Origin of the sequence: Trichocoleus sp. DQ-A2 (assembly GCF_039961915.1) — a bacterium.
Classification (GTDB): domain Bacteria; phylum Cyanobacteriota; class Cyanobacteriia; order Cyanobacteriales; family FACHB-T130; genus FACHB-T130.
Genome location: NZ_JAMPKD010000006.1, coordinates 228,545 through 252,139, shown reverse-complemented (window position 1 = coordinate 252,139; position 23,595 = coordinate 228,545). Strand labels below are relative to the sequence as shown.

Below are 23,595 nucleotides of genomic sequence, written 5' to 3'. Positions count from 1 at the left end.
TTTTTAGAAAATAGGGAACAGAAATTTATCCAGCACTAAGGCGCTGCTTCGCTAATATTCTCCGTCCTTCTGATAACTCCCAATCCGGGTAAATCGTTGGGTAGCAATCGCCCATCTTGTATGGATGCGCCGCTAAAAGGATCGTCGATGAGATTCAGATGACTATCTAAATCTAGATAATCCGCTAGGGGGGAGAGTTGTGCCGCCGCCGTATTCGAGATGGCGCTGTCAGAATAGCAACCGAACATTACCTGCAATCCACAAGCTTTCGCTGTATGTACCATGCGAATCGCTTCCGTTAAGCCGCCACACTTCATTAGTTTGATATTAACGCCATGAACGCGGTCTGCCAGTTGCGGGATATCCTTGCGAGTAAAGCAACTTTCATCTACAAAAATGGGTAGAGGCGATCGCGTGTACAATTCCTTAAACGACGATTCCCCCATTATCCCGACTTCTGCTTCCCGTCCCAGCGGCTGTTCCACATACTTAACGCCCATCTTTGCCAGCCAACTGCACATCATCACAGCGTCTTCCAGATTCCAACCCCCATTGGCATCGACGCTTAGCTGAGCATCCGGTACTGTCTCCCGAATTGCCATCAGCATCGCTTGATCCGCTTCAATTCCTTCGGAACTACCCAATTTCACCTTCAAAACATTTGCCCCTGTCACCTGCCGCCAATCGCGCAATCGCTGTAAAGCACCAGATGGGGAATTAATTCCAATCGTCACAGAGGTGGGAACAATCCGATCTCGATCCAATCCCCACAGACGCCACAACGGTAATCCTAGCCGCTTTCCCTGCCAATCGTGCAACGCCATATCAATTGCCGCCCACGCCGCAGAAGGGATTTGCGCTGCTTGCAATACTTCCTCAATTTTCTGCTTTTCCCAAGGGCTATATGCCTCCAACAGCGGCGCGATGCCTTGCAATGCCTCCAAGAGAATCTCCGTGGTTTGCCGCGGTTCTCCCACCCCAATGGAAAAGGGCGAAGCTTCTCCCCAGCCTTCAATCCCCTCTGCGATCGCGCGTACCCACACATTCATGGTTTGCGCTGTCGTCCCGCGACTGATGGTTAAAGGAAATCGCTTGTTTACTGTAAAGGTTTCTACGCTAATCTGCATTGTTGTATGCTTTATGATTTTTGAATCTACTTTGGATTAGTTTATGAAAAACCTTAGCAAGTGGAAAATTTTAAATTCTAAAATTGTGATAAATAATCAATGGTGTAAAGTTAGGCAAGATGAAGTCGAATTACCCAACGGGCAAATCGTCGATGACTTTTTTGTAAATATTCGACCTGATATTGCTGTTATTTTACCAATCACTCAGCAAAAAGAAATTGTTTTTGTGCGGCAATATCGTCATGCCGTCGGAGCAATTTTATTAGAACTTCCTGCGGGTGCTTTTCATCCAGAGGAAGAGGATAGTGTTGTAGCCGCCGCCAGAGAATTAGAAGAAGAAACGGGATATATTGCCGAGCAACTCATTCAATTGGCAACTTTATATGATAATCCACCCAAAGATACAAATAATATTCATTTGTTTCTAGCTGAAAATGTGCGTCTAGCCAGTCAGCAAAGGCTAGATATCACCGAAGATATTGAAGTTATATTAATTCCTATCTCCAAAGTCAAAGAAACAATCGCTCAGGGTGAAATTTGTGTTTCTGGAACAATTGCTGCTATTTTCTTAGGATTAGATTTTTTATCCTGTCAAGCTGCTAAACAAGCAAATTAAAATACCCTGAAGCTTCAAGGGTGATAATAGTAAATGTTTTTTAAATAAATTTTTAATCAACTACGCCTATTTTAGACATATTCATATTTATATAAGGTTAACTTAATTGTATTCTCTAGATTTATAAGAAGAACATTCGTGGCAAGGGCCAAACGGGTTTACTGCACAACGGATATAAGCAGAATGAGCATTAAACTGACAAGTAATATCCCCAATTAAATAACCCACGCCTTCAATGTAATGTTGATCTGAAGGCATTTGCATTCTTTGCATTTGCCGAGCTTCTATCCTCCGCATCGCTGCTTGCAAACCCGCCATGTTTCGTGCTTCTATCCTGCGAACGTGCCACACTGAAAGCAGCCCTGGTATTAGACTAACAACAAAAATGAGGAGAATTTCTAACACACGCTTATCCCTTCATCTTATCCTTATACAATTCTACCCGATTCATATAAGTAGGTAGCCGTAAGTATTTGTAAAGTCAGTTTAGCTTATGCACTACCCATTGAAACTTTGCGAATAATGGGTTTCTCTATTGTTCAAGTTAAGGCTAAATTCGCTTTGCCGTTTAAGCATCTCGATTATAACTTTCCAGACATTCTCTAGGTTGAGTGGTCTGAAACGCCACATCCCTAATTGATGGAAGTTATTAATGTCTATTCTTTAGTCTTCAGTCTGCAAGTAGCGTACCGCTACACTAACCATTCTATTTTTAAGGTTAGCGTGATTTCCCTCTATCTCGAAAGAGAGCCAATGAAGCTTAAACTTATTCAACCAAAGGTATACAAATCTCTAGATCCAAGAGCCTATTCTAGGATCTAGAATGGAACACTGCATTCGGTGTAGTGAGAGAATATCCGTGCTGAACCTCGACTCCTTCTTCCCCCAAGAAATGACGACCGCGCCCGAACATACCCTAGCAGCAAATCGAGATTTGCCGATTTCGGGACAAAGCGCATCTAAGGAAAAAATTCGTCAGATCCAACAACGCGATCGCATTCCGGGAGTCGTCAAGCGGATAGTTTCCTTAGATGCGAATACTTTCTGGGAATACTGGTGGTGTGTTCCAGGGCGCATCTTGCTACCGGAAGATGTAGAACTTTTAAGAAGCGATCGCCTCCGTGTAGAATCGATCCTGTCAAAACTGGTTTGGCTGTTTGGCGGTTACTGCTTTGGAGACGATACTCCCCAGCAGGGAGAGCAAAAACCCGTCTATGATTGGCAGCAAATCATAGAATTTGCCCGACAGCATGGGTTTGAATCTTATGTGCTGGATATCGATTTTCTCCCCAGCGCCATTCAGCTTGATAACCGAAATTCCCAGCTAACTGAAAAGACTTCCTCTACTACTCATGTTGCGGTTGAACCCGCTCATTGGCATATTGAGTTTTTTCGACTGCAACCCGCCGAAGCTGAATTTTTTGAGATTCAGGAAGTAAAAAACCTCTGTAGCTGCCAAATCTGGACTGGCAAGCCGTTCCTCAAAAACCTACAGACTGGCGAAGCCGTAACCCGATACGACTTGTGGGTTTCCTATCCGGGTCATATCACAAATACTCCCTGGATGCAATAGACTCCAATACCAAAACCTGGGTGGAAATGTGGTACTTTAACCGTTCAACTCAACCCTGTCCTGCTATTAACTAATCCAATCCATCGCGTTTAGAGCCAATATTGTCATGAAAAAGCATACCCAAGAAAAAGCCAAGACTTTAGGAGACTGGGCATACCTAGCGATTGAAAAACACTTTCAAAAAACGATTAAGCACGAATCTGATGTTATCAAAGACAAAGATCCAGAAGCGTTACACCAGATGCGCGTGGGAATTCGTCGCCTGCGTTCGGCGGTAAAGGGCTTTGCACCCGCGCTGGATCTTCCCAAGTCAGCTCAAGAAAACAAGATTGGCAAAATTGGTCATCGTCTTGGCGGTTTGCGGGATTTAGACGTGCTTCAGGACGCCCTAAAAAATCGTTACCATCCGAATTTACCCTCTAAAGAACAGAAATCTTTAAAAGAGGCGATGAATGCTCTAGATAAACAGCGCCAGCACGCGCTAGAACAAGTCCGGGATACCCTAGAGCATCAGCAATACAACAAACTCAAGCAATCGTTGCAAGGGTGGTTGAAGCATCCGACTTATCAAGAAATTGCTCAGATGCCGGTAGAGCCGGTTCTGCCAGATTTACTGTTGCCAGAGATAAGTCAGTTATTGCTCCATCCAGGTTGGTTGCTAGGAGTTGAATTTAAAGCAGGACAGATTGAAGGCAAAGAACTAAAACAATCAGCTGTATCGCGACTTTTAGCAGATGAGGGAGAAGTTCTCCACAGCTTGCGAAAAGAAGCCAAGCGCGTGCGTTACCAAATGGAACTATTTTCTGACTTCTATGGCCCTGCTTATGCAGGTTATCTGCAAGACGTAAAGTCAGTTCAGGAAACTTTGGGAAAAATTCAAGACTGCGTTGTTTTAGTAGATGTGCTGAGTGATGTCTTGCACTCCAAGCTCAAACACCAACTACCGACGCTAACTGAACAGCTAGATCAAACTGTTTATGAAGCATGGCAAGAGTGGCAACCCCTACAAGAGCGTTACTTAAATTCCCAAACAAGACAAGCCTTTCACCTGGCATTGTTGCAGCCGCGCGATGAAAGTGATATTGACAATGAACCGAAAAATGAACACACAAACGAACACAAGAATCAACAAAGTGGCTTAAAAGATGGGACTAGCGGTATCGGTTTTGGCACATAGCTTTAGGGATGCAAAAGGAGCTTTTATTCTGTAAAACGATGGGCTAGCCTGAAAGTTGGAAAAAATATTCTGATTAACGGATGCAAAAGTTCATAAGCCGACTGCGCGTGCGATACCACGAGATGGACTCCTTGGGGCACGTTAACAACGCAGTCTATCAGCATTACCTAGAACATGCAGCAGTCGAACACGATGAACATCTCGGCTTTAACCAGAAAGTCTACCAGGAACTCGGCGGCGGCTTTGTAATGCGGCGGATCGAGATAGACTATTTGCGTTCTGCTGTTGCAGGCGATCGCTTAGAAATTACCACCTGGCTGCACCTAATTCAAGGAACCCGTGCCATCCGTCGCTATGAAATCCGCAAACAGGAAGAAGCTCCGCTATTAGTGACAGCAGAGGCGTTGTGGGTGTGGGTGGATCTTGCCGCAATGCGTCCGCGAGCCATCCCTAAGCAGATCCTAGATGCCTTTGGGCAATTGTTTGAGTCTGCGGTATCCGAATAAAAAATCCCTTGTCTAAGGCTAATTAAGTCATTAGTCACCAGTCCATCGTTATGGGTCATGCATTCTTTGTTACTGACCCATGACCTATGACTTGTAACAATCTTTAATTATTTTGACTCCTTGAATATATCTTGCGGCAGAAGGGTGCGCGATCGCCATACCCGTAGAATCTCTCTGGTCTAATCAATCGACCACTGGTTCTATAAATGACCTTGATGGTCAGCGATTCTCGCGTATTGCCAGATTCTACGAAATACAACAACAAGGAGAATTAAATAATGCAGCGCATTTTTTCAGCATTAGGGCAAGCATTTCGCAACAGTATTTTGATTCTGGTTACGGTGAGTTTGCTTAGCCTCTCCAATTTATTCATTTTTGCAAATCAGCCTGCTTATGCAGCGACAAGCTCAAGTGCAAATATTAACCGTACTTCAGACCCTACTGAAGACGCTAGTTTTCGAGAAGAAGCTTACGAAGAAGCCGCAGAACAGGCTCGGAATCCAGATAAGCAGGATGAGATTTACAACGAAAGTGTAAAAGCAAACAAAGGGCCACAGGCAGAGAATGGCTTAGTTGAAGGAGCCAAAGAACTGGTTGAGAAAGTAACAGGTCAAGGCGATAGCAAATAGCTATTTGGGTAATTGATTCGTGAGTCATTAGCCCTTGCTACGGATTAATGACTCATGACAAATGGCGTAATAATTAGGGATTAGACTTAGCGCAATTTGGAACGTCAGCACCAGCTTGTCTCTTTGATAAATTGACTTCCCATCCAGGTAAGTTCCACCAGACAACACGCTTTTGCGGCTGTATCCAAAAGTCTAGATGGTTGATATCGCCGTTTTTAAACACAAGCGTTGGAAATTTTGGATAGTCGCGATCGCTCGTTTCTGAGTAATTGCGTCCGAAATAATTCATGCAAACTCTTAAGCCCTGAGCAACGCCCAATTTTTCAACTCCAGTGCCTTTTAAGGTTGAATCATCGTAGCTAAGCGTTCCACTATATGATTGTCCGGCTAATGACCCTTGAGTCACATTAACCGTGAAGTCATAGGTAACGATAGACGCTTGGGCTTGACTGGTTGCGATCGCAGCAGTACCAAGAGCGACAATAGCGATCGCTACTGAAAAGTTGGGGGACAGGTTGAGCATGGCAGTGTTGATTGATGTTTTAGAGGTTAGTCGTGAGTATCACTCATGAGATGCAATAAACAGGACAATTTCAGCGATTCTTGAGTCCTGGTGGATAGGAATGCTTAATGGACAGTTGCCGAGGTACAGGGATTTAGATAACTATACAATTGCGTTATTGAACCTAAAAAGAGAATTTCACATTAGATTCCGTTAGAAAATTGCAGAAATTCTTTCTTTTGTACCACGTTTTTTATTGAGAATTTATTTCAATACATGAAATTTTGTTTGACATCGACCTCTAGATTAACCCTTGCACTTGTAATTCAGGAATTAGCATATTCATAATTAGCCGATGATCTTCGTGATCAGCATTCGGATTTACAACAGAGGTCGCATTGTTGCCAAACTTGTTATTTTGCCCTGCCCAAGCTGCAAGTGCCTGATCTTCAGCAGATAATACGTCTGCTGCTCCACCGCTTGTAAAAAGTACAGGTAAATTGGCTCCTCCTGCCAAACTCAATATCTTTTTAAGTTTTGCTTTCGTATCCATGTCGCCTGCTAAAGCTTGACCAATACGTGCCTCTACTTCATTGCTACCCTTCGCTTTTGCTGCTTTGTAGGTGCTTGGCATTGCCCGGTCTAAAATCAAAGCTTTCACGTTTTCGCCCCGACTCTTCATAACTCGCTTCACTAAAGTAGCAGCTACTGGACTACCTAACGAATAGCCATGAACAATGATGTCAGTTGATGGGACATTCAATGTATTTCTCACATAGTCATACATAGCTTCGGCATCTTCATAGAGTCCGGCTTCGCTTGGATCGCCCCCGCCGCCACCGGGTCCATTGACGGTCTTGTAACTGTCTCCAAACCCTCGATAGTTTATAGCTAAAACTTGTGCCCCAGCAGGAACATACTCACGAGCAATCTTTGTCATATAGTCCTCTGCTGAACTCCCACTTCCCGATAAAGTCAGAACTGTTGTGTTTGCTCCACCACCAACAGGTCTGTAGAGTTTTCCTGTAAGAGTATTTCCATTGGTGCTTTGAATCGAAACCGCTTGCGTAGCGATAGCGTTAGGATTTATTAATCCCCCACCCAAGGTATTACGACGAGCGGTCTCGTCCCCAAAAAGCTCATTCCGGGCTACACCAGCTACATCATTTGCTACTGTTTTCGCACGCTGGAGTGTAGGGCTATGATTCACATGAGTAACTAACTTTCCTTTAGGCTGTGGTTGTAACTGGCGCTGAATAGCTCCCCTATTTTGCTGTACAGTTTTTCCCAGTGAAGGTTGCAAGGTTGTTGGAGAATTTAAGCGATTGATTACTTGAGCCGCAACACGATCCGCTTCCTGCTCATACTTATCTCCTAGCTCCCCAATGGTCAACTTTGCCTGTATTGGTGGTTCTGACAACTGTTGCGAAGAGTTCAAGGGCGATCGCTTTCGCTTTCCCCCCAGTTGCACTCCAGGTGTCCCTAGCCGACCCATAGGCTGGATTTGTGGGGCAGCTTGTTCCCCAGGCAAAGTAACCGCAACCTTAGAAAAGTCAAATCCGCTTCGCGATGCCCTTTCCTGGTTCTGCTCCCAGTAATCATTCATTTTCGCTTGCAACAGACCTAACTGTTCCTGCTCGACAGGGGTGATGGTGCCACGCTCTTCCTTGAGCTGAAGTCCAAAAGCTTCAAACTTGTTCTGATTAAAAGCTTGATTCGCTAACTCTTCTGGTGTCTGTTGCTCCTTCGGCTTCATCTGTATGGGAGCCGCAAACGGGCGACTTCTCAACTGAATCGTCGGCTGTGATATGTAAGACTTCTGCTTTTGGAATGAATGCGTTCTCTCAAATCCCATATCAGCCTTTGCCTCTGGTAGTGCGTGTCAAGTGGTATCAGATGCCCTTGATTATCGGTACCGCTGCGATTTCTATATCATAAAACAAGCAACAAGATACTCTAAGATTAATAAACTTGATTGTAAGTTTTGAGTCAATCCTATAATTATAAATTCTAAAATTATGTCAGCTAAATGACAGTTTGTAAGACATCTATTTCAACTTGATGGTTCAACTTGATTGAACCTGGCTAAAATTCTTATTTGGCGTGTTCTATAATCTTTTTTCTATATCTGTTGCGATAATTATAAAGATGAGTGACGGGACAAATTTTCTTAAAAACTGGCAGAAGTGTTGAAAGATAACTCAACACTTCTGGGCAATTTGGTATTTTGTGCATTACTACAACGCATCATTACCTGTTTAGGACTACCAAATTAAGTTGCAATATTCAACGCAAAGGTACGCCAAGGACAACGCCAAGGTTTGCAAACGAATATTACTCACCGTCCAAATTTGAACTCAAAACTTTGTCCTTGGGTTGTTCAGCTTTCTTAGAAGTGCGTTTTTTTTGCTTAGTTTTCGGTTGAGTAACCTTGTCCAGTGGCTTTTCTTCGGGTGGTTTGGGTGGGGGTGCGGTGCCAAAGACAGGCGACCATTCTTCTCGCAGTTTCGCGATCGCTTCTTCCTTCAGTTTCGCTTCTATCTCAATCCAGGGAACGTTGCAGTAGGCACTGGGCATCACGGTGATAAAATCGCTATGATGCGGGTCGCCAAAGGATTCCCGCCCGTTGGAGATATGGACTAGCTGCCATTCTGGGACGGGCCAAGTCGTCCGTGCTGCTGCTTTCATCTGAGCGATGCTGGGGTGTTCGTAGCTGTCCAGCTTTTCGTGAATAACGTGGTGATGGGCGTCAAAGACCATTGGCACGCCAGCTTCCTGGCAAACAGCGAGAATTTCGGCTGCGCTATAGGCGTATTCGTCGTTTTCTAGGGCTAATCTTGAGCGAATTTCATCGGGTAAATCGCGGATGACTTGGATCAGTCGCTCAGCGCGATCGCCCTTACCACCATGTATCTCCATCATCGCCCAAGGCGATCGCGGTTGCCCCAATAAATCCATATTCCGGGCGTGCATTTGCAGAATTTTGATACTGTTCTCAATGACAGAGGGTGTATCTGAACTGAGGACAACAAACTGATCCGGGTGTACGACTAATCGGATGCCAAGAACCGTTGCGCGATCGCCTGTTGCGCGCACCTGTTCCGTAAACTCCTCCAGTACCGCCTCACCCAAATCGGTATCGGCAAAGGGAAATATCCCTGAGGGAAGTCGATAAAGCCGGAGATTATTTTCTACACAGAAATCCAGCGCATTATTCAGGCGTTGCAAATTGTCAGTATACAGCTCCCGCAACACTCGCTGCTGTTCCGCTGTTTCTAGTTGCAATAGTCGTTTGCGAGTGAGGGCGCGGTAACGCACTTTGTCAGACGTTGTGATGCACACTAACCCCAATTGGGGAGGTGATTTTGTGGAATTGGAATGCGCGTTTGTCTGGTTAGGCAGATTGCTTATCATCATTGTTTTATCCTTAGTCTTCGTTTGGTTTCAAAAATTTAGATCGCCAAAGCAGTTTGTTAAAAAATCTGACAAATTCAATTAAGGCTCAATCCAGTTTTATTCGTAAAAAGACGCGAGAGTTTTCGCTGCGTAGAGACGCGATGAATTGCGTCTCTACAATCTCGCTGTTTAACGAGCCATGTTATCCGAACCTTGCATTTACGCTCGCTAAATTAATTAGAAACCGGCACGCCTTTAAATGGCTGAGTATTGGGAATATAAATGTCTAAGGTATTGATTCCCTGCGGAACTTGTAGCCAAACATAGGCATCGGCTGAGGCACCTTGTCCAATGCTGCCAAAATCCACCGAAGGAGTCGCACGTTTAGGAGAAAGCGCCTTGTAAGTCTCGTTTGTATTCGGATTGCGGGCAGTTATTGCAGATGGCAGTAAAACGTCTATATCTGGATCGGTCGGACGGGCAACTCGTCGCATCCGAAATTGCATATTTACGACATTCCGCGATCCCGTTTCTGGATCGGCAACTCGCCTTACCGAAAGTAATTCTACTTGCGCCTTGCTGTTAAAAGCCGGTTGTACAAATTGCCCTGGTTGAATTTTGGCGTTGGTGTTGGTGGCGTTAGTCGGAGTAGGCACTGGAGAGGCGGCGCTAGTGGGGCTGACGGTGGGAGTGCTGTCTGCATCTGGTGTTGGGCTAGATGTTGGCTCTCCGATAGGCGTCGAACCGCTTTTTAAATTAGCGATCGCGTTGAGTTCCTCCCGCAGTTCAAAAACTTGATAGGCACTGAAGCCACTGCCAATAATCGCCAAAATTGAAAGTACAACTGCGATGCCAGATAAAAAATTGCTCATACCGTTTTGGTAAGGGGTAATGGATCGTGAGTCAGTAGCAACGAACTCAGAACAAATAACTAAAGACTCATGATTATGGACGAATAATGACTGACAAATCTCCACGATCCATTACCGATTCCCTCCTATTTAGAAATGGGCACATTCTTAAATGCCTGTACCTCCGGCACGTAGAGGTCAATAGAATTGACGTTTTCTGGCACCCTCAGCCAGACATAGGCATCTGCTGACGCTTGTGGGCGCAGCTGGAACAAAGAAACGGTTCCCGTCGAGCGATTAATCAAGTCAACGGCTTTGTAGGTTTCGCTCGTCTCTGGATTCCGCCCAGTGGTTCCGCCCACAGTAATGATGTCACCCCCAACCACTCGATCCGCTGACAGACGTCGGACGCGCATCTGCACGTTTACCACGTCGCGGTTTCTGGAATCGGGATCTTGAATTCGCTTCACAGACAGCAACTCTACTTGCCCCTTGGTGCCCAAAGCAGGCTGTACAAATTGACCGGGTTGAATGTCAGCACTGGGCACTGGCGCAGCTGGCGCAGTAGTCACGGGTGCCTGAGCTTGGGGCGATGGCGCGATGGTGGGTACTGGGGAAGCGGGGGCGGTTCCGCTCACTGGGCTGGTGTTCGCATCCGCAATCGGCACATTTTTAAACGCCTGCGTTTGATCGACATAGATATCGAGGGTGTTGACACCTGCGGGGACTTTTAGCACAACATAGCCTTCTTGCGGTTGCCCCAGGCGCATCTGATATAAAGAAACCGTTCCTGATGAACGCTTCAAGGGATCGAGTGCTTGATAAGTTTCGCTGGTGATCGGATTCCGGGCAGTTGTCCCACCGACATTAATCAGGTCTCCTCCCACCACATCGTCTGCTAGACGATTAATTCGCATATCCACGCTGACTTCATCAGGCGCACCGAGAATTCTGCGGACAGCGATTAATTCAACCTGCCCTTTGTTGCTTAAGGCAGGCTCAACAAATTGACCGGGTTGAATGCCAAGGCTGGGCGCTGGGGCGACTGGGGCGACGGGAGCAGTTGGGGCGACGGTGGGGCTAATGGTTGAGCTGACAGTAGGGCTAGCGGTCGTCACTGGAACTTCTGCGGGAGCGATCGCATTTTCTTGCTGCATTCGCTGATACAACCACCAACCAGCAGCAACTAAACCCAATGTCGAAAGTGCGCTTAATAGAGCAACCAAAAAATATTTACTTCCGTTGTTCCGACGGGGTGCCTCTGTATGGCGATTGCTTTTCTCAAAATCGCGCTCTTGAAGTGCCATGATTATAAGTACCTATTTTTTTCGGTTGTAAATACAAAAAAAGCTATGATTATTCTGTATTTTATTCACTTTTCAAGACTCAATAAGCTCTACCATTAGAAATATTTTTATTGCTAAACCAAATTGTGTTTTTGCACCTATCTAAGGTAATATTTTCAGTAACAAATCAGTTTTATTCGGAAAAATCTGAATGGTAAGTAGGTTGTCAAAAGAAAGTATCAGCTTATCCCAGCATAAAAAAATCTGTAGTTCCAAAAAAACAAGTTTATCTATTTTTAGGTTTTTCCCGCGCCCCTACTTATTCCTAAAAATTACTAAAATCAGTAAATGCCTGAGTTTCCTGTTGCTCCTAAACACACAATTGGTATCCTGGCAGGAAGCGGCAAGGGCAAATAATCCCGCTGTTTCTCCGAATTCTTCGATAAATTCAAGGCAAGTTTCTCAAGTAGGAAAACCCCAATCCCCTGCGTTGGTTTGTCCTGCCCAACTAGGAAACGCGATTGAAGCTGTCACCAACCGTCCGGAATTTTCCCGCACTCGTTGGGGAATTTTAATAGAACCATTATCGACAACTTCAAAATTTCCAGAACGCACCCTCTACAGCCGCGAACCAGACCGTTACTTTATCCCTGCATCGAATACAAAGCTGTTGACAACAGCAGCGGTTTTAAACAAATTAGGTTCTCAGTTTCGGATTCGCACCTCAGTTTATGGCACAAACGGGGGAGAATTGCGCGTTGTCGGACGAGGCGACCCCAGTTTTAGCGATACCCAGGTGAGAAGTTTGGCACAACAGCTAAAGCGCCAGGGAATTCGTCAGGTACAGCAGCTAATTGTCGAGGATGATTACTTTCAAGGACAGGCAGTAAATCCCAGTTGGGAATGGGGCGATCTACAGGCACCTTATGCGGTACCCGTTAATAGTTTAATTTTGAATCAAAATGCTACTGTGCTGACCCTATCACCGCGATCGCCTGGGCAACCGCTACAAACCGCTTGGATCGATCCAATTGCGCTGACGCAATGGCGAATTGAAAATAATACGGTGACATCCGAAGCGAAATCACCGGCAGCGATCGCCGTTAGCGCTGTACTGGGGAAACCCGTATTACAGATTAAAGGTCAGCTGCCTGCGGGTGCCGAACCTGCATCCTTGGGTGTGGCAGTTCTCGACCCCGCCCAGTATTTTTTGCAGCACTTCCGGCGAGCTTTAGTAATTGCGGGGATTCCTATCGCACAGTCGCAGGTGGGATCTGGCAGAGAAAGGGGGGACGAACGGGAAGTAGCTGCTGTGGAGTCGCCGCCGTTGGAGACTCTGTTGATGGAGACGAACCAGAACAGCAATAATCTCTACGCAGAAGCTTTATTGCGAACCCTGGGTGCCACCGGTAAAGGCGAGGAAACCACACTTTCAGAGAATTCGGCTGCAATGGGGTTAGCTGCTGTTAAACAAGCTTTAACGGAATTAGGCGTCGATCCCAATAGTTACGTGATGGCTGATGGTTCCGGGTTGTCTCGTCATAACTTAGTGAGTCCAAAAGCACTGGTGCAGACTCTCGAAGCGATCGCCCAAACCAAAGAAGCCGCAATTTACCGCGCCTCTCTCCCGGTTGCCGGTGTCAGCGGCACCCTAAAAAGTCGCTTTCAAAATACTCCAGCCCAAGGCATTGTGCAAGCGAAGACAGGAACGATGAGTGGAACGGTTTCCTTAGCCGGGTATATGAATCACCCAGAGTATCAAACGATTGTTTTTAGCATTCTCGCCAATCAATCCGACCAATCTGCCCCAACGATACGGCAGGCGATGGACGAAATTGTGCTGCTACTCACTCGCTTGCGTCGCTGTTGAGTGCGATACATCTGTAGGGGCATGGCAATCAAAAAGCCCCGACCAAGCCCAGTTCGCCGGGTCGGATTTGGAGATCCCCCAACCCCCTTAAAAAGGGGGCTATGAGCAATTTCCCTAATTTATCGAGAGTTTTAGTTGGGAAAAACTCGAACGCTATCACCGGCAATCGACAGCTGCACTCGCGTTCCTACCGGCAAGGCGGTATCAGTCATCGTGCGAGCGTGGAGTTCTTTACCAGAGGGAGTTTGGAGGCAATATCGGTACTCGCGCCCTAAAAAGCGCCGGGTTCGGATGACAACAGGTGCATCAGGAAATGGCTGTAAGATCAAGTCTTCCTGGCGAATCATGAGTTCGCCGGTGAGGCTAGAAATGGGGTCTTGCCGTCCGTTAAGGGCGACATCAAAACAACCGACTTCTGTCTCCCACAGATGACCTTGGCGTTGGGCGGAAAGGAAGTTGGCTTGGGTGACAAATTCGGCAACAAACCGCGAGGCGGGGTGGGTGTAGATATCTTCCGGTGTGCCCAATTGCTCTAAATGTCCTTGACGCATAACACCCACCCAATCAGAGATGGCAAGTGCTTCTTCCTGGTCGTGGGTGACAAAAATTGCTGAAGTGCCAATTGCCTTGAGAATCTCTCGCACTTCTTCGCGCAACCTCAAACGTACTTGGATATCGAGATTGCTCAGAGGTTCATCGAGGAGAACCAACTTGGGTCGCGGTGCTAAGGCACGGGCGAGGGCAACCCGTTGCTGCTGACCGCCAGAGAGTTCGTGAGGATAACGCTTCTCTAATCCTTGCAGACCGACAAGCGCGATCGCATCTTGCGTGCGTTCCTTGACCTGCTGTTTACTCAACTGTTGCAACCCAAAAGCAACATTCTCCGCCACACTCAGATGAGGAAACAGGGCATAGTCTTGAAAGACAATTCCCACGTCCCGATGCTCTGGCGGCACCCAACAACGGGAATCAGCAACCGTTCGCCCCGCAATCTCCACGCTTCCGCGGTAAGGTCGTTCAAAACCTGCAATCAGCCGCAACAGTGTAGTTTTACCGCAGCCAGATGGCCCCAGCAATCCTAACAAATCCCCTGGCTGCAAAGTCAACGTTACATCTTCAACAGCCGGAACTGTATTTTGGCTAAACTGCTTCGTTACATTCTGTAAGCGTAAAATTGCCGGTGGTTGCATAACTCAAAATTTAAAATAGGCGGCTTGATTAAATATCTCTTTGGCACAACAAATAATTTCAGGACTTACACAACTGTCACATGCGATAGCGAAGCGCTGCTGCGAAGCGCAGATTGCATCTCCACAATTAGGCCAAGGACATGGCTAACGCTGGACGCCTGAGTTGAGCAACTAATTTTCTCCTGAGAACCTGAATGTCAACCCTACGACAAATATTTGCAATGGTACGGGACCTGTAGTGGTAACAACAAGCTCTGGCAGGAATGCAAAGAAGAATAAAATTCCCTTTGGATTAGTGATACTGGTGACCAATCCAGTCCAGAAAAGTCTTCGGTAAACAATTGGAGTAACCGTTTTCGATGACTGAACCTGCTGCTTGCTCATCAACATTTGTACTCCTAAGAACAAATATATAGCACCAGCGAAGCGTATTAAATTAAACAGAAGCTCTGATGCCTGTAGCAATGCTGATAGCCCCAGCAGGGCAAAACCAATTTGTTAGGTTCTTGTAAGAAGTCGTCTTCGGTTGCTAAAGCTGAAACATCAACATTTCTTATTTTCAATCCTTGCTTCAAAGTTGCCATGACGCAAATTGCTGAACAGTCTCCAAATAAATTAGTTCTCCGCCAGAATTACGTGTCCTTCGGTCGTGTGTTCGGGGAAATTCTCGTGACCGGGATAGGAGTTGGATTCCTTCTTTGGACCGGGCCTGCAAAATTGAACTGCCAACGGATAGAACCGACGCAGGTTACGTGTCAGTTAAGCAAACCGGGCTGGTTGGGGTTGGGGGTGTGGCAGAACACACCCATTCGTAATTTGCAGGCTGTGGAGTTGACAACAAATGTAGATGATGGGGTATTTTACCAAGTTCTGTTACAAACCAGTGAAGGTGAAGTTCCTTTAAGGGAATATAAAACTTCTGGGTTGGATAATACACAGGAGAGTGTTGATCGCATCAACACCTTCCTAAAAGACCCTACAGCAAATCGCTTAAGCATTGCACAGGTGGACTGGTTGCAGTGGTCTGGGTTACTCCCTGGTATGTTCTTCCTTGTGGGAATCAACGCGCTGTATGTCAGTCTTTTGAGTATCCGCTCTAAATTAATCGAGTCTTATTGCATTGACCAAACCCAGAATCGACTGACTTACCAATATGGGAGTCTGTGGAGACAACGCCAGGAACATTATGATTTTTCAGATATTCATCGGGTTATTTTAGATGTAGACCCTTGGGCAAAGGTGCGGCTCTTTGTCGAAATGCGATCGGGCGAGTTACTGTGTCTGTGTGGGCAGGCTCACCCATCTGTAAAGTCTCCCTGGGAGGGAGCAGAGTGGCAACAAGTGCAGCCAATAGCAGATGAGGTCAGTCGTAGAGTTTACTGTCCCTGGCAATTGGCACTTGGATTTGGGCAAACCTGGATTGACAAATATGTGGTTCCAAACCCATACGCAAAAGTGACCGCACAGTGGTTGAAAGCGAACGTGCAATCATCTAAAGTTTGGGTCTTCGATCAGTTAGCTGACTGTATCGTTTCCCAGGACAGTAATACGGTCAAGACCTACACGCTGAGGGATTTTGTTGATGTTCAGGTTCAGCTGACTCCTAGTAGAAGACTAGTTCCAAAAGAAGATGGTGATGGTGACAAATTCTACGATGTCAACTATCAGATCGTTTTGGTGTTGACTTCCAAGAGACAGGTTGCAATTCAGCACTATTTCAGTCGCGAGTACAACTGGGAACCCGAAAGTGGCAAGCAGGCAACCGCACAAGTTCGGGCAGAAGAGACGGCTCAACGTATCCGTCAGTATGTCCGCAAAGATTAGCACAGCGATCGCCATCATCCATCAGGAAGGCTTGCGTGCATGAGGAGAAACGCCTTGCCATACGGGGCATAGCGTAGTTTTTCTGAGCGATCGCGGTTTCGTGGTGTTCTTATGGGATCTGCGCTTCGCAGCAGCGCTTCGCTATCGCAGTGCCAGTTGCGTAAGTCTTGAATTCGATAAAAACCATCTAGATAGCAATCTTAAGTAATTCTTGAAACTCTCTTCCTTGGCGTCCTATAGCGAAGAGAGCGCATCCCTCTAGCGCATCCGCGCCGCTTCGCGAACGCTAGCGCGTCCTTGGCGGTTCGTCAAAAAAATCTCCTACAAACCATTTCCGCCTACTTATAACTCCTCACGCGCTCTTGAGATAACAGTAATAAAGTCGAGCCAATCGAAACTAATAACATAAATAGAGAGCCAGTTGCTGCCTCAGCAAACTCAACATTTTCCGTCGCTTTCCAAATCTTTACAGCCAAGGTTTCGAATCCAATCGGTGCTAATAGCAAGGTAGCCGGTAATTCTTTAATTGCCGTCAGAAACACCAACATAGCTCCAGCAATAACACCTGGGCGCACCAGCGGAAGCGTAACTTCTCTGAGAGTTTGCCACGAACTTCTACCCAAACTCCGCGCCGATTCTTCCAGCTGCGGATTCACCTGTAAAAGCGAACCCCGCACGGTTCCCACCGACTGGGGTAGAAACAAGACAAGATAGGCAAACACCAACATCGGCAGGGTTTGATACAACTGTGGCAAGTAGTTTGCCCCAAAAAATACCAGCGACAGCGCCACCACAATTCCAGGCAAGCCAAAGCCAATGTAAGAACAGCGTTCAATTATTGAAGTAATTCGCCCAGGAAACCGCACCGCTAAAATTGCCACAGGTAAGGCAAAAAGAGTGGCGACACCCGCTGTAATTCCTGACGCCAAAATGGAATTGAGTGCAGCCGGTACCAGATTCGGCAGGCTGTAGCCATTATGGAGTCCGCGAATCAGCCAGAACACGGTAATGCCAATAGGAAGCACTAAAGCGATCGCTGTCACGACCGCACAAAAAGCTACCGCAGGCCACTTCCAACGACCTAGTAGCAAGACTTTAGGCGGTCGTTGGGAGGTGGAGCCGCGACTGTAGTATGCTGCACGCGATCGCGCTCGGTACTCTAACCACAAAATCAACAGTACCAGCCCCACCAATACCAACGCCAAAGCCGCTGCTGAATTGCGGTTAAAACTTGCCTTGTACTGCAAAAAAATTGCCCGTGTAAAGGCATCAAACCGCATTAACGACGGCGTCCCAAAGTCCCGCAGCGAGTACAACGCCACCAATAAACCCCCAGCCACCAATGACGGGCGCAACTGGGGCAAGATAACCCGAAAGAAAGTAGCTTGACCGCTTTGACCTAAACTGCGGGCGGCTTCCTCCAGGGTGGGGTCAATTCCTTGCAATCCAGAACGGACGCTCAACAGCAAATAAGGGTAGGTAAATAAGGTGAGTGCCAAAATCACCCCAGGCCAACCGTAGATGGAAGGTAATTCCTGTACCCCCAAAGGTTCCAGCAACAACTGCAACAAACTACCTCGTGGCCCAAAAGTGGCAATCAGCGTAAAACTCCCTACATAGCTAGGAACTGCCAAGGGTAAGGTCGTCGCTATTAGCCAAAATCGGCGTCCCGGTAAATCGGTTCGCACGGTTAAAAATGCCAGTGGTACGGCAATCAATGCCGAACACAGGGTCACGATTGCCGCCATTGCCGCACTGTTGAGCAAAATGGTGAGAGTTCGCGCACGGGAAACTAATTCCCAAAGCGCTTCCCCACCGACACCAGCCGTCCGGATGACCAAATAAGTCAGAGGCAGAGCGATCGCGATCGCTACTGCCGCTGCTGTTAAAGTCAGAAATAAAGGGGGTCGAGCTGCTTTCTCCAATCAGTTAATCGATATGGGGATTAACAACCAGCAATTCAACAAAATTGCGGAAATAACATCACTTTTGAAGGCTGGTAATGGGTAATAAGAGTTATCAGTACTTATTCCCCATTCCCACAAACGACTTAAATTACCTGTGTCTCCTGCAAAAGCTTCAACGTTGCATCCAAGTCGTTCAGATTGCTTAAGTCAATGGCAGTCGCTTGGCTGGGAATTCCGTTCAGTGCTTTTAAATTCCCCGCCGGAGCGATTCCCGAAGCTAGTGGATACTCATAAGTCTTGGTGGCAAAGTATTTCTGAGCATCCTGAGCCAACATGAAGTCCACAAACTTCTGAGCAATATTGGGATGTTTTGCACCCTCTAAAATTGCCACGCCTGCCACGTTGACTAAGGAACCCACATCATTGGTGAAGTGATGATCCACGGGAGCTTGGGGATTTTCTTGCTTGAACTTTTCCAAGTAATAGTGATTGACAAATCCGACCGCAATTTCCCCACGGGATAGCGCTTCTACAATTGCCGCATTTTTGGGGTAAGTTTTGGGATTGTTGGCTTTAATGCCTTCTAGCCATTGCTTAGCTTTCTCATCCCCTTGCGAGACGCGCAAAGCGGTGACAAAGGACTGGAAGGAGCCATTCGTAGGTGCCCAACCAATTTTTCCTTTCCACTTTGGATCGGTAAAGCCAGTGATAGATTCTGGTAAATCTGCTGCCTTAACTAACTTGGTGTTGTAGTCTACTGTCCGCACTCGACCCGTAATTCCAACCCACTTCCCATCCGGTGAGCGGTAGCGGCTTTCTACCCGATCGAGCAGTGAAGTTGGCAACTGCGATGCCCTACCTGCCTTTTGCATTGCTCCGAGTGCCCCGGCATCTTGAGCAAAGAAAACGTCAGCCGGACTATTTTTACCTTCTTCCAAAATGGCTGCTGCTAACTCAGCGGTGTCGCCATAGCGGACTTGTACTTTCGCCCCAGTTTCCTTTTCAAACTGTTTAATCAGGTCGCCAACCAGTTTCTCGTCCCGTCCTGAGTAGACCACGAGTTCTTTTTCCAATGGGCCGGTGGCGGCAACTGGGCTGGCAGATGGACTGGCGGCAGTCGTACTGGCAGGGCTGCTGGTTGGGGAGGTTGCATTGGGAGTCGTGGCACTCTGGTTGTCAGAGCAGGCGATCGCTAACCCACCGCTCGCAGTTGCCAGTCCCATTAAAAACACAAACTTTCGACGCTTCACCAGGTTACTCCTCAATAAAATCTTATATTGACAATGTTTTTTAACTAGGTAGCTAAGAACCGTTTGTTAAGTTACCACAAACAAATTCTCCACCCACTACCTGTACAAAGGGTTGCTTTTCTTTGAAGCCATCTTCTATAGCCTGTGTTATCAACTTTTAGTAACGTAATTGACAACCTTTGAATATAGCTGCAAAAAGAGTTATTGTCAATTATTATCATTAAGCTACAAAAATAGCGCTGTAGATGCATTGGGTTCCCAGGATCGGGAGCATCCCGATGAGAGCAAATTTCCCAGAGGCGGGAATCCGGCGAGACAAACGAAGTCCATCTAGCACTGCGAGAGCCACCTCGCGCTTCACAGCCTCAATTGAGCCTGCTAACTAAGGCTTCGAGCAACTAGGCTGGGATGACACTAACACAAAGAGTTTGCAAATAAATTTCCGGATTAAAGCTGAAGTAAGCTTTAACTTACTGGTCAGCCTTTAAACCCGTTTAAACGGGTTTAAGCTATTAGCCCAAACTTTAGTTTAGGGCTGAAATCAGCGGCATTCAACTAAGCTGATGCTTTCTCAAATCGCTGGTTTACTGCATTCCAATTAACGACGTTCCACCAAGCATCTAAATAATCAGCACGCTTATTTTGGTATTTCAAATAGTAAGCGTGTTCCCAGACATCATTGCCCATAATCGGATACATTCCTTCCATCAACGGACTATCTTGATTCGCCGTACTCATCACTTGCAACCTCCCATCCTTGCCGCGAACCAGCCAAGCCCAGCCGCTGCCAAAACGCTTGCTACCGGCTTCATTAAATTGCTTTTTGAAAGCGTCAAAACTGCCAAAGCTTTGATTAATCGCTTCGGCAATTCTTCCCGTCGGCGCTCCACCAGCATTGGGTGCCATGATTTCCCAAAACATCGTATGATTTACGTGACCGCCGCCGTTATTGCGTACTGTAGTACGAATATCTTCTGGCACGCTATTGATGTCACGAAGCAATTCTTCAGGACTCTTGCCTTTGAGTTGCGAGTATTTATTCACGGCTTCATTCAGGTTTTTGACGTAGGCGGCATGGTGTTTATCATGGTGAAACCGCATCGTCGCCTCATCAATATGGGGTTCCAGAGCATTGTAGGCATAAGGTAAAGGCGGCAGTGTAAAAGTATTTGCCGTTTGCCCCTGCTGTTGTGCTTGCGGTGTCTGCTGCTGTGCTTGCTGGTTTTCACTTTTTGGAGTTGTTTGAGCTGCACAAGCTGCGGGGAAAGCCCCAATGACGGCTGCTCCGGCAGTGCCACCTAGCAGAAACAGGAAATTTCGACGATAAAGAGCCATAATTCAATCAATTTCGGTAGAAAGTTGCGCTTTCATCAAAAATTACACCTGTCTAGCGGTATAAATACCTCTATCTCAAGGAGGTAATTTCGGGATGATGACAGGATTGCGTTAAGCGATCGCTCTGACAAAAAGCAGTAAAATTCTACTCTTACCCTATCCAATACCTATCCAAAATTTTTAAAAATTGGACTGTAAGCCAACTCGTAAAGTTAAACCGGGGTGATAGATTCGATTAGCTTTCTCGTACTTTACATCAGCCAAATTTTCTAAATTCACTGTAATCCCAAAATTTTTAGTAATCGGAATCCGACCGCTCAAATCTAGATTTAAGAAAGACGGGGAAAAATCTTTGTTACTCTCGCCAGGATTATTAAAGAAAGCTCTCCGTGCCCCGTCGTGGTAACTTGCATATAGATTCAATTGCCATCCTCCACTCGCATAACCAATCCCGAATTGTCCTACTGAGTAAGGAATTAAACCTAGTTGTAATCCCTTCTCCAAGCCGGTCTCGATTCGCGCATCTGTATAAGTATAGTTAAGAAAAGTTGACCATTGCGGAGTCATTTGCCACCGTAATGCTGCCTCCAACCCATTTGTATTTACCAGCCCAATATTCGCCCAACGGCCTGATATAACTCCGAGGCGATTATCTAAACGGCTGCCGAAATAGGTAAACTGTCCTACCAAATTTTCTAAAAACTGGATATCGACTCCAGCCGTCCAAGAAGAGCCGGTTTCTGGATTTAGATCCGGGTTCGGCAACCAGTTATGAACCGTATCAAAAACATACAATTGATCTAATCCAGGATTGCGCTGAACCGAAGCCCAACTGCCCCGCACCGCCACCGTTGGAGTAACAGCCCACCGTCCCCCAACACTGGGATTCAAATAGCTCCCAAAGTCACTATTAAAATTTTGCCGCAGACCAAAATCTGCCTGTAATGAGTTACTTATTTTCCAAGTATTTAAGGCAAATATTGCTGTATGAAACCTATCTCTGTTTTCACTTTCGTTCAGGGTAAGCTGATTAGGGACTGTACTTAAAACATTCCCATTTAAGTAGCTATTTTGTACATCGAAGCCCCAAGTTAGAGTATTTCGAGGAGATGTTTGCCATTGATGCTCTACCCTAGCATTGAGAGCTTGGGAATTCAGAGTACCAGTCCGGTAGAAGATATTTTGAGTCGGGCCATAAGTATTAAAGTAATCCTGATTGTAAGAAAGTGTCGTTCTCAGAACAGAATCTTCCCCTTCTCCTAGCAAAGCCTTCCAAGATAACCCAATATTAAAAGCATCGTGGTCTAATCTGTCTCTTTGCAGAGGAAACCCGAAATAAAGTAATCCCCGACGACTGCTAATTTTAGAAGCATCTAAACTAAGAGTGTTTCTTGAATTCAAATCTAGCGATATCCCGCCAAAGTAGTTGCTAGTTGCGGTATCTCCGTTAAATAGAAGACCTTCAGAATCTCGATTTGCTGCACCTTTAGGGACAGCATAACGATTATCTGCTTCGTACTCTTCATAGCCGAGATTAAATCTTAGATTGTCCGCAGAACCCCCGTAGCTAATCCGATAGTTGGACTGATTAAAAGAGCCATATTCAACTGAAGCATTGAGTTTAGGAACTTCTTGCCCTTGTTTGGTGATGATATTAACAACTCCTCCAAAAGCTTCCGAACCATATAAAGTAGAACTGGTGCCGCTAGATAATTCCACTTGTTCAATTGCTTCTACTGGAATACTATTAAGGTCGGTAGCACCATGATAAGTATTAATATTCGTGTTGATAGGTCTGCCATTGAGGAGAAAAACAGACTGATTAATCGAATGTCCCCGGTAGTAAGTGCCAGTATGAATATCTGCCCCGAAACCGGCATCATTAATGGCAAATCCAGGGAGTCCTCTCAAGACTTCCGCTGCACTATTAGCGCCTTGCTTTTGAATTTCTTCTTGATTAATTGTATAGACGGGCGTAGATGTTTCTGGAAAAATTTCTCTTTTCGCCGTTACGACTAATTCAATTTCTTCATTTGTTCCTACTTGAACTTCTGGCTCAGTTGCCAACTCGCTTGATTCAAATGCTTCAGGCGTTTCATCAGACTCGCTATCAGGCTCAGATGCTATGGAATCAGTAGTATTATCTAGGTTGAAAATAAGCGCGGAATCACTTTGATTAACTTCTCCGGCCGGAATCCCAGCCTTTCCAATTATGACTACCTGAATACTATTAGAATCCAAAGGAGTAACAGATACAGCAGTAATTGCATCAGTAGGGTTGTTTTGATAGAAACGATTTCCTTCGGGTAAGCTCAAGTGAGCATTGATGATGTTAGCGGTAAAGATATCGTTGTTGCTGGATGTCAAAATTTGAGAAAGTGTACCACCCGTAGTTTCTAAAATTACCTGAATGCCGTTACTTGTTGGAATTAAACGAATGCTAGTGACTTGCGTAACTTCAGCTAGAACTGGATGGCAAACTAATACTGCTACAGCATTCGCTACCAAAAAGCTATTGAACAGTAAGTGTTTATTCATATATTTTTTTCAATAAAG

General features: G+C 46.1%; 19 protein-coding genes. 7 read left to right on the top strand and 12 right to left on the bottom strand.

The features are described from left to right. Positions 1–35: 35 nt before the first annotated feature. Entirely contained in the window at positions 36–1,127 is a 1,092-nt protein-coding gene (locus tag NC997_RS08080) for a dipeptide epimerase (RefSeq protein WP_190530407.1), read from the bottom strand. 43 nt (positions 1,128–1,170) lie between these two features. On the opposite strand from NC997_RS08080, the gene NC997_RS08075 reads away from it, so the two are divergent. Beyond that, the gene (locus tag NC997_RS08075; RefSeq protein ID WP_190530405.1) at positions 1,171–1,743 is read left to right on the top strand and encodes an NUDIX hydrolase; all 573 of its coding nucleotides are present in this window, start codon (positions 1,171–1,173) and stop codon (positions 1,741–1,743) included. A 102-nt stretch (positions 1,744–1,845) separates the two neighbouring features. Here NC997_RS08075 and NC997_RS08070 read toward each other — a convergent pair whose 3' ends face one another. Beyond that, positions 1,846–2,148 (bottom strand): DUF6464 family protein, encoded by a 303-nt coding sequence (locus NC997_RS08070; RefSeq protein ID WP_190410712.1) that lies wholly within the window; start codon positions 2,146–2,148, stop codon positions 1,846–1,848. A gap of 454 nt (positions 2,149–2,602) precedes the next feature. On the opposite strand from NC997_RS08070, the gene NC997_RS08065 reads away from it, so the two are divergent. The 4 genes from NC997_RS08065 (at position 2,603) to NC997_RS08050 (ending at position 5,628) form a co-directional block, all read left to right on the top strand. Further along, entirely contained in the window at positions 2,603–3,316 is a 714-nt protein-coding gene (locus tag NC997_RS08065) for a hypothetical protein (RefSeq protein ID WP_190530403.1), read from the top strand. 106 nt (positions 3,317–3,422) lie between these two features. Further along, on the top strand, positions 3,423–4,493 hold the full coding sequence (locus NC997_RS08060; RefSeq protein WP_190530401.1) for a CHAD domain-containing protein: 1,071 nt from the start codon (positions 3,423–3,425) through the stop codon (positions 4,491–4,493). An 80-nt stretch (positions 4,494–4,573) separates the two neighbouring features. After that, positions 4,574–4,999, top strand: coding sequence for a thioesterase family protein (locus tag NC997_RS08055; protein WP_190410709.1), 426 nt, complete (start codon positions 4,574–4,576; stop codon positions 4,997–4,999). A 278-nt stretch (positions 5,000–5,277) separates the two neighbouring features. Further along, positions 5,278–5,628: a hypothetical protein gene (locus NC997_RS08050; RefSeq protein WP_190410708.1), complete on the top strand. Its 351-nt coding sequence runs from the start codon at positions 5,278–5,280 to the stop codon at positions 5,626–5,628. 73 nt (positions 5,629–5,701) lie between these two features. On the opposite strand, the gene NC997_RS08045 is transcribed toward NC997_RS08050, so the two are convergent. The 5 genes from NC997_RS08045 to NC997_RS08025 form a co-directional block, all read right to left on the bottom strand. Continuing rightward, positions 5,702–6,151, bottom strand: coding sequence for a hypothetical protein (locus NC997_RS08045; RefSeq protein ID WP_190530399.1), 450 nt, complete (start codon positions 6,149–6,151; stop codon positions 5,702–5,704). Between the two features lie 280 nt (positions 6,152–6,431). Continuing rightward, entirely contained in the window at positions 6,432–7,985 is a 1,554-nt protein-coding gene (locus tag NC997_RS08040) for an alpha/beta hydrolase (RefSeq protein ID WP_190530397.1), read from the bottom strand. Positions 7,986–8,464: 479 nt separating this feature from the next. Continuing rightward, positions 8,465–9,547, bottom strand: coding sequence for a UV DNA damage repair endonuclease UvsE (uvsE, locus tag NC997_RS08035; protein ID WP_242031520.1), 1,083 nt, complete (start codon positions 9,545–9,547; stop codon positions 8,465–8,467). Between the two features lie 212 nt (positions 9,548–9,759). Next, on the bottom strand, positions 9,760–10,398 hold the full coding sequence (locus NC997_RS08030; protein WP_190530395.1) for a hypothetical protein: 639 nt from the start codon (positions 10,396–10,398) through the stop codon (positions 9,760–9,762). A 125-nt stretch (positions 10,399–10,523) separates the two neighbouring features. Further along, positions 10,524–11,684 carry a hypothetical protein gene (locus NC997_RS08025; protein ID WP_190530393.1) on the bottom strand — a complete coding sequence of 387 codons (1,161 nt, stop codon included), beginning with the start codon at positions 11,682–11,684 and terminating at the stop codon, positions 10,524–10,526. A gap of 361 nt (positions 11,685–12,045) precedes the next feature. Between NC997_RS08025 and dacB the strand changes: the two genes are divergently transcribed. Then, positions 12,046–13,533 carry a D-alanyl-D-alanine carboxypeptidase/D-alanyl-D-alanine-endopeptidase gene (dacB, locus tag NC997_RS08020; RefSeq protein ID WP_242031519.1) on the top strand — a complete coding sequence of 496 codons (1,488 nt, stop codon included), beginning with the start codon at positions 12,046–12,048 and terminating at the stop codon, positions 13,531–13,533. Between the two features lie 131 nt (positions 13,534–13,664). Here the strand turns inward: dacB and NC997_RS08015 are convergent, their stop codons facing one another. Further along, the gene (locus NC997_RS08015; protein WP_190530389.1) at positions 13,665–14,723 is read right to left on the bottom strand and encodes an ABC transporter ATP-binding protein; all 1,059 of its coding nucleotides are present in this window, start codon (positions 14,721–14,723) and stop codon (positions 13,665–13,667) included. 582 nt (positions 14,724–15,305) lie between these two features. Between NC997_RS08015 and NC997_RS08010 the strand changes: the two genes are divergently transcribed. Beyond that, on the top strand, positions 15,306–16,547 hold the full coding sequence (locus NC997_RS08010; RefSeq protein ID WP_190530385.1) for a hypothetical protein: 1,242 nt from the start codon (positions 15,306–15,308) through the stop codon (positions 16,545–16,547). Between the two features lie 338 nt (positions 16,548–16,885). Here NC997_RS08010 and NC997_RS08005 read toward each other — a convergent pair whose 3' ends face one another. The 4 genes from NC997_RS08005 to NC997_RS07990 form a co-directional block, all read right to left on the bottom strand. Next, positions 16,886–18,472 (bottom strand): iron ABC transporter permease, encoded by a 1,587-nt coding sequence (locus NC997_RS08005; RefSeq protein WP_190425308.1) that lies wholly within the window; start codon positions 18,470–18,472, stop codon positions 16,886–16,888. Positions 18,473–18,597: 125 nt separating this feature from the next. Then, positions 18,598–19,704, bottom strand: coding sequence for an extracellular solute-binding protein (locus NC997_RS08000; RefSeq protein ID WP_190410698.1), 1,107 nt, complete (start codon positions 19,702–19,704; stop codon positions 18,598–18,600). Between the two features lie 555 nt (positions 19,705–20,259). Next, entirely contained in the window at positions 20,260–21,039 is a 780-nt protein-coding gene (locus NC997_RS07995; RefSeq protein WP_190410697.1) for a superoxide dismutase, read from the bottom strand. A gap of 180 nt (positions 21,040–21,219) precedes the next feature. Next, positions 21,220–23,577: a TonB-dependent receptor gene (locus NC997_RS07990; protein WP_190530383.1), complete on the bottom strand. Its 2,358-nt coding sequence runs from the start codon at positions 23,575–23,577 to the stop codon at positions 21,220–21,222. Positions 23,578–23,595: the final 18 nt, after the last annotated feature.

Coding starts and splice junctions, on each gene's coding strand:
- NC997_RS08080 (WP_190530407.1), bottom strand. CDS start 1,127: ATGCAGATTAGCGTAGAAACCTTTACAGTAAACAAGCGATTTCCTTTA.
- NC997_RS08075 (WP_190530405.1), top strand. CDS start 1,171: ATGAAAAACCTTAGCAAGTGGAAAATTTTAAATTCTAAAATTGTGATA.
- NC997_RS08060 (WP_190530401.1), top strand. CDS start 3,423: ATGAAAAAGCATACCCAAGAAAAAGCCAAGACTTTAGGAGACTGGGCA.
- NC997_RS08055 (WP_190410709.1), top strand. CDS start 4,574: ATGCAAAAGTTCATAAGCCGACTGCGCGTGCGATACCACGAGATGGAC.
- NC997_RS08050 (WP_190410708.1), top strand. CDS start 5,278: ATGCAGCGCATTTTTTCAGCATTAGGGCAAGCATTTCGCAACAGTATT.
- NC997_RS08045 (WP_190530399.1), bottom strand. CDS start 6,151: ATGCTCAACCTGTCCCCCAACTTTTCAGTAGCGATCGCTATTGTCGCT.
- NC997_RS08040 (WP_190530397.1), bottom strand. CDS start 7,985: ATGGGATTTGAGAGAACGCATTCATTCCAAAAGCAGAAGTCTTACATA.
- uvsE (WP_242031520.1), bottom strand. CDS start 9,547: ATGATGATAAGCAATCTGCCTAACCAGACAAACGCGCATTCCAATTCC.
- NC997_RS08030 (WP_190530395.1), bottom strand. CDS start 10,398: ATGAGCAATTTTTTATCTGGCATCGCAGTTGTACTTTCAATTTTGGCG.
- NC997_RS08025 (WP_190530393.1), bottom strand. CDS start 11,684: ATGGCACTTCAAGAGCGCGATTTTGAGAAAAGCAATCGCCATACAGAG.
- NC997_RS08015 (WP_190530389.1), bottom strand. CDS start 14,723: ATGCAACCACCGGCAATTTTACGCTTACAGAATGTAACGAAGCAGTTT.
- NC997_RS08010 (WP_190530385.1), top strand. CDS start 15,306: ATGACGCAAATTGCTGAACAGTCTCCAAATAAATTAGTTCTCCGCCAG.
- NC997_RS07995 (WP_190410697.1), bottom strand. CDS start 21,039: ATGGCTCTTTATCGTCGAAATTTCCTGTTTCTGCTAGGTGGCACTGCC.
- NC997_RS07990 (WP_190530383.1), bottom strand. CDS start 23,577: ATGAATAAACACTTACTGTTCAATAGCTTTTTGGTAGCGAATGCTGTA.